This is a genomic window from Novosphingobium sp. UBA1939 (assembly GCF_002336885.1).
Classification (GTDB): domain Bacteria; phylum Pseudomonadota; class Alphaproteobacteria; order Sphingomonadales; family Sphingomonadaceae; genus Novosphingobium.
This window is the reverse complement of record NZ_DDFB01000093.1, coordinates 1-9,302: the sequence shown is the minus strand read 5'-3', so window position 1 is coordinate 9,302 and position 9,302 is coordinate 1. Positions and strand designations below refer to the sequence as shown.

11 protein-coding genes and 1 pseudogene are annotated in these 9,302 nt (G+C 69.5%); all 12 read right to left on the bottom strand.

What is annotated here, in order from left to right:
* On the bottom strand, nucleotides 1-635 hold a 635-nt coding region (locus B3547_RS12500), incomplete at its 3' end, for an outer membrane protein (protein WP_292963612.1).
* A gap of 197 nt (nucleotides 636-832) precedes the next feature.
* Complete coding sequence (locus B3547_RS12495) at nucleotides 833-1,285, bottom strand: DUF2793 domain-containing protein (RefSeq protein WP_292963609.1); 453 nt, start codon at nucleotides 1,283-1,285, stop codon at nucleotides 833-835.
* Between the two features lie 32 nt (nucleotides 1,286-1,317).
* Nucleotides 1,318-3,525 (bottom strand): phage tail protein, encoded by a 2,208-nt coding sequence (locus B3547_RS12490; RefSeq protein ID WP_292963606.1) that lies wholly within the window; start codon nucleotides 3,523-3,525, stop codon nucleotides 1,318-1,320.
* 6 nt (nucleotides 3,526-3,531) lie between these two features.
* The gene (locus B3547_RS12485) at nucleotides 3,532-3,927 is read right to left on the bottom strand and encodes a peptidoglycan endopeptidase (RefSeq protein WP_292963603.1); all 396 of its coding nucleotides are present in this window, start codon (nucleotides 3,925-3,927) and stop codon (nucleotides 3,532-3,534) included.
* Entirely contained in the window at nucleotides 3,924-4,748 is an 825-nt protein-coding gene (locus B3547_RS12480) for a DUF2163 domain-containing protein (RefSeq protein WP_125954675.1), read from the bottom strand. The genes B3547_RS12485 and B3547_RS12480 overlap by 4 nt, the downstream gene beginning before the upstream one ends.
* A 1-nt stretch (nucleotide 4,749) precedes the next feature.
* Nucleotides 4,750-7,111 (bottom strand): annotated as a pseudogene (locus B3547_RS12475) (phage distal tail protein, Rcc01695 family).
* Nucleotides 7,112-7,137: 26 nt separating this feature from the next.
* A complete protein-coding gene (locus tag B3547_RS12470; RefSeq protein ID WP_292963599.1) occupies nucleotides 7,138-7,710 on the bottom strand; it encodes a tail tape measure protein in 573 nt (190 codons plus the stop codon).
* Nucleotides 7,703-7,915: a phage tail assembly chaperone gene (locus B3547_RS12465; protein ID WP_292963596.1), complete on the bottom strand. Its 213-nt coding sequence runs from the start codon at nucleotides 7,913-7,915 to the stop codon at nucleotides 7,703-7,705. The genes B3547_RS12470 and B3547_RS12465 overlap by 8 nt, the downstream gene beginning before the upstream one ends.
* Nucleotides 7,912-8,241, bottom strand: a complete 330-nt coding sequence (locus tag B3547_RS12460) for a gene transfer agent family protein (RefSeq protein WP_292963593.1) — start codon at nucleotides 8,239-8,241, stop codon at nucleotides 7,912-7,914. Before B3547_RS12460 ends, B3547_RS12465 begins: the two co-directional genes overlap by 4 nt.
* Nucleotides 8,238-8,645 carry a phage major tail protein, TP901-1 family gene (locus tag B3547_RS12455; RefSeq protein ID WP_136955744.1) on the bottom strand — a complete coding sequence of 136 codons (408 nt, stop codon included), beginning with the start codon at nucleotides 8,643-8,645 and terminating at the stop codon, nucleotides 8,238-8,240. Before B3547_RS12455 ends, B3547_RS12460 begins: the two co-directional genes overlap by 4 nt.
* A gap of 25 nt (nucleotides 8,646-8,670) precedes the next feature.
* A complete protein-coding gene (gene gp17, locus B3547_RS12450) occupies nucleotides 8,671-9,066 on the bottom strand; it encodes a tail completion protein gp17 (protein ID WP_292963586.1) in 396 nt (131 codons plus the stop codon).
* Between the two features lie 3 nt (nucleotides 9,067-9,069).
* On the bottom strand, nucleotides 9,070-9,302 hold a 233-nt coding region (locus B3547_RS12445; protein WP_292963583.1), incomplete at its 5' end, for a hypothetical protein.

Sequence of the window (9,302 nt, the reverse complement as noted above, 5' to 3'; positions counted from 1 at the left end):
GCCAGCGTCGCCATCAGCGAGTGCGAACGGAAGCGCGTGCGCACGTTGGCGCCAGCGTTGTTCACCAGATCGTTGTGGTCCTGGTTGTAGAAGCGATACTTCAGACCCACGTCGACGTGCTTGCTGATCGGCGCGCGGATACCCGCGAGAGCCTGCCAGGCGAAGCCGGTGTCCGAATCGACAACGTTCACCGAGGTCGGGCCGGTCACGGGCGTGATCACCGCGTTCTTGACGCGGCCAACGCCAACACCGCCGCCGACGAAGCCCTGCAGGCCGTCATCGGGACCGAAGTCGAGCAGGCCGTTGGCCATGAAGCTCAGCGCGCTGGCGCCGCCACCCAGCTGGGCGTCGTTGTAGTTCTGGGTCGAGCTGCGATAGCCCTTTTCCTCGGCGCGACGATAGCTGGCTTCGGCTTCGAGGCGGAACGGACCGAAGTCGTAGCCGACGATGCCGCCGAAGTCGTAGCCGGCCTTGGTGTCCAGCGTGCCGTCGTTGTTCTTGCCGGTGAAATTGTAGATGTCTTCCACAATCATGGCACCCGCGTCACCCTCGACGTACCAGGACTTATCCCGGGCGAGAGCTGGCGTAGCCAGGGCGCTCGACGCCATGGCCAGGCCTAGGACCAGTTTCCGCATTATTGATTCCCCTTTTAGCGATAATCTTGCCACGTCGTGGCGGTTGTCTACCGGTTCTCAAGTGCTCATGCAAGCGGGCACGCTTGCCAGGTGTTGCGAAAATACAACGCTGTTGCGCTGCGCATCTTCGTAAACCGCGGCAGAAATACCCTCATGTTCCGCCGAAATGATTAAAGCGGGCGTTTGTTCCCGCGATTTCAGCGGAGCAAACCGCAATCCCGCAAACTTTGAACCAGATCGGCGATGAAGGCGCGCGCTTCCACGTCGATCGTGCTGCCGCCCGTGGGCAGCGCCGGTGCGTCGAACCCGCCCCATATGTCCGCAAACAGGCGGAAGCATCGTTGTTCGCGATCGAACACCCGCATGCCTTCGCGCGGAGGAAGAAAGCGCCAGCCGCCTTCGCTCCAGATCGCAAGACTATGGTCATGCCCGCTGAAAGCGTCCGTTGCATCCGTCGCCACGAGCCAAACCTGCCCGTTTTCCGGCGTTTCCGGCGGCGTCGCGGTCTCTCCCTCCACCGCCGTATGCGCCAGGGCGTCCAGCAGGAGCAGGCTTTCGTTGACCGTCACTTCCTTCTGCGCCTGCCCCGCATGGAGCAGCGGCAGGTTAAATCGAGCCGTTATGGACGCGAAATTTGTCGGGTCGGTCATGGTCGTGCTCCAATCGTAAAGGAAAGGGCGTTTCAGTCCGGCAGGAAAATGGTGAGCGGCCGGGAGAGCGAGGCGCGCCCGCTCTGGCGGATATGGAATTGGCGTGGCGCGTCGGTGGCAAGGAGCGACTCGGCCTGCGCGGACGAGAGGCCGAGCATGGCGACACCCGTTTCCCACCGCACCACCGGTGTCGCCGCATCGCCGTAACCTATGGTCCAGCGTTCCTCGTCCTCGTTCAGCGGTACGTCGACTGTCTCGGGCCACCCCCATGCGCCGCGCGCGCGCCTCACCCATGTCAGGGTGATGCCGCCCGTTCCGCTTTGCCGCACCGCGCCGTGAACCGGCGCAAGCGGGCAGCAGGTCGTTCCGGCGCCCGCGATCGGCGTGCTGACGGCCGCCTCGTCGCCTGATCCGATGGCTGCGATGCTTGCGCTGGCGGCGTCGCCGACGATCCTTGGGTCAAGCGTGATGATGCGGTCGTCGAGCAGGACAAAGTCCTCCCCCACCGCGTGCGTGTCGATCGCCCATTCGCTCCCGCCGCGTCCGCGCAGCAGGCCCGATAGGCGCCACAGTGCTCCACCCAGCGCCTCCGCGTGCATGAACTGCACGATTTCGGCGCCGATCAGCGCGCGGTTGGCGCCGTCGAGCAGGCCTGCCAGCGTTGCGTCAGCCAGGGCAAGATCGGCGGCGGCCAGGCGGACATGCACGGTCGAGCGCCGGTCCACCAGCAGCGGCGAGGCCGGGGGCAAAGCCGACTCGCACCGTCCGACGATGGCGCGCTGCCGGCCGCTGCCGGCCAGCGGGCGCATGGCGTTTCCGGTCGCCGTGGCTGCGAACAACGCCGCGCCGCGCCAACCGGCGTTCGTGCCGGACACCCCGGCGAACAGCGCGGGCGTATTGCCATCCCCGATGCCGTCCCAGGGCAGTTCGAACGCCACCAGCCGCGTGGGCGCGGCTGGCAAGTCGACCGCGCCGAGGCTGCGCCCCGGATCGGTGGCCATCGCCCCGCTGCCTGTTCCGGCGCCCATGCGCAGCGCGACAAGATCGAGCATCACCCCGTCCTGCTGCCATTCCCACTGCTCGATCCGCCACAGGCCGGTTGCAACCGGCACGCGCACGATCGCGCCGGGGGTGGTCGCGGGGCCGATTTCGTTCACGCGATAACGCATGGTGTCGCGCGGGCGGCTCACCCGCTGGCTGGCCGCCTCCGCCAGCGATCGGGCCTGTGCGGCATCGATTGCCGCGGGCAGTTCGATCACCGCGAGCGCGCCCGCCTCGCTACGCCCGATGCCACGTTGCAGGCCCGGCTGGTAGTCGCGCGCGGGGTCGTAATAGCGCACGCCGCACTGGCGTACCGTTGGCAGCGGTTCGCGCCGATGCGTCCATCCGTCGCCATTGGTATCGTCGATGCTGCCATCGCCCGTCGCGGCCGGTTCGGGAAGCAGCGGGGCGGACGGATCCCCGATCGCGTCGGCCAGCCGGATGTCCAGCATGCCGTCACGCGTCACGCAGGCGAGGGGGATCGCGTCGGACAGGGTGGCAAGGATGTCGCCGCACGTTCCCTGATCCACGCTGAAGCCGGACAATGTCGTGTCGATGGCGGCGTTCAGAGTCCCGGGCAGCAGCGCGGTGATGATCCGCGTCATGGTGCAGCCATCGCTGTCCGCCATGACCTCGAACGTGAGCGAGGGAATGCGGTTGCCGAAGTCGGCCAGATCCAGGTCCTCGAACACCACATAGGCGGTGTGGCGGAAGGCCGGGCAGCGGTCGATTCCCTCGGCCTGCGCGATCAGCGGATCGACCGGCTGGTCACCGTGCCCCGCGTGGAGGCGCATGGTGCCGCCCACCTTGAGGTCGCCCGCCGCCCCGCGCAGCAGGTTGCCGTCCGCCCACACGCGGCCGATCCCGCTGACCGGGCGGCTGGCGAGCGCCACCGCGAACGACGCGGTATAGCTATAGCGCGTCGCCGTGGGGCGTCCCTTGCTGCCCTCGCGCGTCGCATGTTCCTGCAGGTCGGTCGCCCAGATCACGCTCCCGGCGGCGCGCATCGTGCCGAAGTGCAGCGGCAGCGGCGAGCCATAGCTCGATGTCTGGACCGCCAGGTCCTTCAGGCGCGGGCCTTCGATCTGGCGGGTGCCGATGATCGCCGCATCGATTTGCCGCCCGGCGAGGGCACCGATCGCGCCGCCCAGCGGCCCGCCGATCGCGGTGCCGGCGGCGGTCAGAAGTAGCGTTGCCATGATCGTTCAAGGCCTTTCGGACAGGACGCGCCATTCGCGCGCCACCGGCCAGGGAAGCGGACCGGGCAGGAAGGTTACCCGGCCCAGGCCGGCATGGGCGTGGACGAAGCCATCGGGCGCGGCCACCAGCAGGTGCGCCTGGACCGGGCTGACGCGCGCCAGCACCACGTCGCCATCGTCCGGCACGGGCACAAGGCCGCTGGCCCCCGCATGGAGAACCAGCGCGTCGACGGACAGGGCGCGCAGGCCGTAGCCGCCGGGCGGAACCGGATGGAAACCGGCGCAACGCATCGCCTCGGCCACAAGCCCCACGCAATCCAGCCCCGTTGCCGGATCGCGCCCGTGGAGCCGGAACGGCGTGCCGATCAGGTTCAGCGCGGCGGCGGCCAGATCGGCGTTCATGCCGGGGGATAGCGCGTCAGCAGATCGTTGCCCGGCAGGAACGGCTCGCCCTGGAAATTCACAGCGTTGCCGAAACGGTCCGCGCAGGTCTGCAGCGTGTGGTCGCATCCTTCGCGTACCAGCAAGCGACCGCCTTCGGACATGGCGGTGAAAACCGGTTGGTCCAGCGTGATCCAGTCGTCATCGAGTGCGATGGCGTGCCGCCTCAACCCCGCGTTCGGCCCGTCGATCCAGCGCACGCCGCCGAACAGCAGGGCATCCGCAGGAACGGCGCAGGCAATCCGGATCGCGTCCCCCCCTTCCGCGGTTTCGATCAGCGTGGCGTCGTGCTCGAACCGCGCTGCGGAAAGCGTGCAGCCTTCCCCGCAGAATGCGGCGCGGCAGGTCGGCGCCGTTCTGGGCACCACATCGCGGTTGAGCTGGTCCTTCAGCGAAAGCAGTTCGGCGGAAAAGCCGGTGCTCTCCCGCCCGACCGTGCCGATAGCGCCGCTGTGCAGCGTTGTCGTTTCCAGCGTTTCCCAGTCCACCAGCCCCATGGCGATGCGCGCGCCGTCAAAGCGCCCGGCGGCGAGATCGGTCTCGCTGATGGCGTCGTGGCTCAGCGCGCCGGTGATTTCCGCGCTGTCGGCCTCGAACGTCGCCGTCCGGCGGATGGCGGACGGCACCATGCCGGGCGCGGTGCGATGCGTCAGGCCGTCGAACGCCAGGTCGCGGTCGTGGCTGGTGAAGCCCAGCGTCACGCCGTCGGCGCGTTCGATGCGCCACCAGGTCGCCACCGTTTCCAGTGGGCCGGTGAACCAGGTGCGGGTGCTCCCGGCCATGTCAGGCGTCCTCGCGCAGTTCGATCAGCGGTACGCTCGGCGCTTCGCCGGCGGCAAAGGCTGCGCCGGAGATGTCGAGCCGGTCCTCCGCGAAGCGCACGGGCACATCGAACAGGAAGCCCGCGCGGATCGCCGCGCCTTCGGCCGGCGCTTCGGCAAACAGGATTACGCCCTTGTCCTCCAGCGACCACCCGCCTGCCGTGACGCCATCGATGCTTACGGTCACGCTGTCCGCGCGTGGCCGGGTCACGCGCCGCCGCTGCGCCTCGCTGCCTTCGCCATAATGCTTCGCCAGCGCGAAGCGCGCGGTCAGGCCGTCGCCCGTGCCGATCCACTGGTCCAGCGGCGTTGGCGTATCGGTCATGCCGCACGAACTGTGGTCCGAGGGATCGCGCAACCGGAAGCCGCGCGCCTGCCCGCGCCGGGCGCGGAAGAACGCGATCAACGTGCCCAGCTCCGCCTCGGACCGCACGCCGGGGCCGACATCGAAGCGTAGCCGCGCGTCGGACCACAGGCTGTTGCGCCGCTCGAAGCCCGATGCGGTGATGGTCACGCTGGTCGAGAATTCCGGCGTCACCGTGGCGTCACGGCCCAGCGCCAGCGGGAACAGCACGTCGTCGAAAGCCTGCATGGTCAGTTCCTCGCCTGATAGCGTTTCCGGAAGCGGCACGGCGGGATCGGGCAGCCGCGTGAAGCCGTCGCGGCACACGTGCGGCAAGGCCCAGACGAAGCATTGCGCCACGCCCAGCGCCTGCGCCTCGCTCGCGGCGGCATCGATGCGCGGCCAATGGCGTTCCGCGCCGCCGGCATCGGGCACGAAGCCCGCGAGGTAATGCTGCTGTCCGCGGGCGTAGCCCAACCGCGCTTCCGTCATGGCGCGGCCTTGCGCCCGCAAGGCTTCGGCGCCGGCGGTGACCCAGTCGTAGTCCTCGATCTGCAGCACGTCGAACGCGGGCGATGCCCAGCCCACGGGCAGGTTCGCGCGCCGCGCCTCGGGCATGGCGGGATCGAGCACGGCGGGCAGGAACGCGAGGAGGTGGATCGTCGCGCCCGCGCTCCCGGCAGCCTCGCGCACGGCATCGGCAAGGTCCGCCGTCGATTGCGCCAGCAGAGCACCGGCCGCGTCGAGCAGCGCTGTCTGCGCGGACGATAGTGCGGCCGCCATGTCGGGAATGTCCACCGGATCGCCACCGAAAGCCGCGCGCGCAGCATCGTCGTACAGGCAGATGCGGCGATCCGGCGTGATCCACCACCACGGCTCGCCCACCTGGTACAGCACCGGCTGCCCGGTATCGCGNNCCCGCCAGCGCCACCGCCACCTCGCGCGCCCAGGCCATCGCCGGGGCACTCGCCGGGGAAAGCAGCGCGGACGGCGGCGACCATCCGGTCCGCGCCGGCGCGCCATCGGCGGTGCGCTGCTGCCAGTCCGCCGGGCAATGCTGCGCCAGCACCTCGTAGGATTGCGACAGGATCACGGCCTGGCCGGCCGCTTTCGCCCGCGCCAGAAAGTCCCGGTGCCAGGCCTCGGCGGCGGCGTTGAGCGTCGGCAGATCCGGATCGACCACGAAGCCGCCCGTGCCGTCCGCCGCCAGCGCGAGGAAATGGCTCATCCCCACGTAGTGGTTGATGCTGCCCCGATAGCCGAGGCCCCGCACCGCGCGCAGCACGCGTGCCGGGGTCTGGTTATAGGCATCGTCGTATCCGGTCGCGATGGACAACCCGTGGGGCGGGATCATCACGTCGCCCACCGTCAGCATGGGCCTGTGCCCCTGGCAGCGGATCTCGGTCATTTCCACCCAGCCGTTCGCGGCGGCGGCGAACGGCGTTTCGTCACCCACGCCATAGCCCGGCGCCATCAGCGAGATGAACAGGCGGTCGATATCCGCCGGATGGACCGCATCGGCTTCCGCCGACAGCAGGAATCCGCTGGCAAGATCGGAGAAGCGCAAGCTAATCCGCGCGTCGGTCGGCGTGCCCGTGGCGTAGTTCCACAGCCGCACATACCAGGTGCGCGGGCTTCCCGCCGCGTCGCGCCCCTCGATCGTCAGCGTCGGGCCGTTGAGTGCGTCGAGCGGCATCACGCCCGACGACTGCCAGCGGAACGCCAGCGTCAGCCGGCTGTAGTCGCGGCTGGTTTCGTAGGACAGCAGCGGATGATCCCACCGGTCCTCGCTTTCCCAGATCAGGCCGACCATGTCATCGGCCTTGTGGAACACCGCGTCCACGCGCAGCCCATCGGGTGCGATCGTGGTGACGGCGGCCATCGCCGGGCGCGGGAAATCTACCGTCCAGAAGCGCGGGTCGAACCGCTGGATCGTGTCCGTCTGCTGCACCGTGCGGCGTTTGGCGAGCCAGAAGCTCATGTCTCGTGCTCCCGTGGCAGGCGGGGTCAATAGTCGGTCAGCGCGCGGCGCACCGCCTGCGCCACCTGGCGGCTGGACCGGCGCAGGCTTTCGGGATGGCTGCTCCCCGCCGGCGAGACCACGCGGATGGAGACGTTGACGTTGCGCCCGCCGTCGCCGCTGCCGGCGTCGATGCGGCCGGCGGAGGTCGGCACGAACAGTTCCGGTCCGCGTTCCCCCACCACATAGCCGCGCCCCGGCGCCACCGGCCCGCCGGTCGCGCGGCCCGGCAGGCCGAACAGCGATCCGATCAGGCTGCCAAGGCCCAGGATGCCACCGCCCGCATCCGTTCCGCCCCCGCTTGCGATTGCTCCCACGCCGTTGCGCACCGCCTGCGTGGCGATATCGCCCACCACGTTCAGCGCGGTGCGGCGCAAGTCCTCGAAGCCCAGGCTTCCGCGCCGGATCGCGCCCAGCAACCCGCGTTCCAGCGTGTCCCCGGCGCGCGAGAAGCCATCGACCAGCACGGAATCGAAGTTGCTGCGCATCTGGCCGATGTCGGCGGTGAAGCCGGCGGTGTTGGCGCGCACGTCGATTACCAGCGAATTCAGTTCATCCATCGCAATCGCGCTCCATCATGGCATTGAGTGTGGTGCGGTCGATGCCGCCGGCCTCGGCCGGTGTGAACGTCGCCAGCACCGTGCCAAGCTCCTCCGGCGTGGCCTTCCAGAACGTTTCCGGGGTCCAGCCCAGCAGCAGCGCGGCATGGCCGGAAAGCCGCGCCGCGCCAGGGCCGAAGCGCGCGTCGGCTGGATCGGTGCTCATGCTCTTCCGCGCAGGATCTGCACCAGCAGCGCGCGCAACGGCGCGGTGCAGGCGGCAAGGCCCTCGGCGCAGACCGCTTCAGCGAAGGCGTCACGCTCCAGGTCGTCGCGCCGCTTCCGGCAGTGCCAGAACAGCGCGATCATTTCGCCAAGGCGCAACTGCCCCGCGCCCGCCCGTTCGACCAGCGTGAACAGCGGCCCCAGTTCCTCCTCGGCCGCGGTAAGCGCGGCGAAGCTGGGGCGCAGCACGTGTTTCACCCCGCCCAGCACCAGCGCGGTTTCGCCGCGATGGGGATTGGCGGGATCGTTCATGCCAGAGCCCTTCATGCCGGCGCCACCGCGCCGGAACTTTCCAGGGTCATCGTGTAGTTGCGCTCGCCGTTGAAATCGCCCGAATAGTCGAGCCGCTGGACGAGGAAGCGGCCGTGCATCTTCTCGCCGCCCTCGAACGAAAGCTCGTAGTCGGCGATCGTGCCGGACAGAGCGTTGGCGCGGACTTGCGCCTCCGCCGTGCTGCCCAGGAAGATGCCGGCCGCGCTGACCGTGACCGAACGCGTGCCCGCGCCGGACAGCAGTTCGCGCCAGCCGCCCGAATCCTTGTTGGTGATGACCACCGTTTCGCCGTTGATCGACATCTGCGTGGTGCGCAGGCCGGCCACGGTGTTGTAGGTCGGCGTCGGCGCGCCATCGCTGATCTTCAACAGGAAGGCGCTTCCCTTCTGGGCTGCCATGTCGGGTCTCCTTGGCAATGATGGGTCAGGCGGCCAGCAGGCGCGCCCGGTATTCGAGGCGGAGCGCGCGCAAGGCCTCGCCACGCTGTTCGGCGCGGGCGCGCAGGAACAGCAAGCTGACCACGCGGAAGCCGGCGGCGGACTGGTCGGCCGGCAGGCTCTCCACGCGCCGTTCGATCGCGGCGATCAGCCCGCTGTCCGCCAGCGGATCGTTGCCGCGATAGTTGAGTTCCAGCGCCACCCGCACCTCGCGTCCGGTGGCGTCCTTGGTGCTCCAGTCGGTGCTGGCGCTGGCGGTCAGCGCCAGCCAGGGCAGCGCCGCGCGCAGCGGTGCTTCCTCGACGATGGCGTTGAGCGCGCTCGCCAGCGCCGCGTCCGCCGCCAGCCAGGCCAGCAGCACCGCGCGAAAGGCCGTTTCCATGGCTTACTCCTGTCCGAACAGCGGCCACAGCAGGCGGGCGGAGCGCCAGCGCCGGGGCGATGCCCGCTGCGCGCGCTGCGCCGCGCGGGCTTGCGCGATCGCATCGGCCTTGCGCGTCAGCCGCGCGAGCAGGGCGGCGACGTCTGTCTGTGCTTCGATCACGACAGGCGCATCCGCCGCCAGGGACGCCACAGTGCGGCCACGGCGGCGGGCGGAGCGGCGGACGGGGCTTTGCC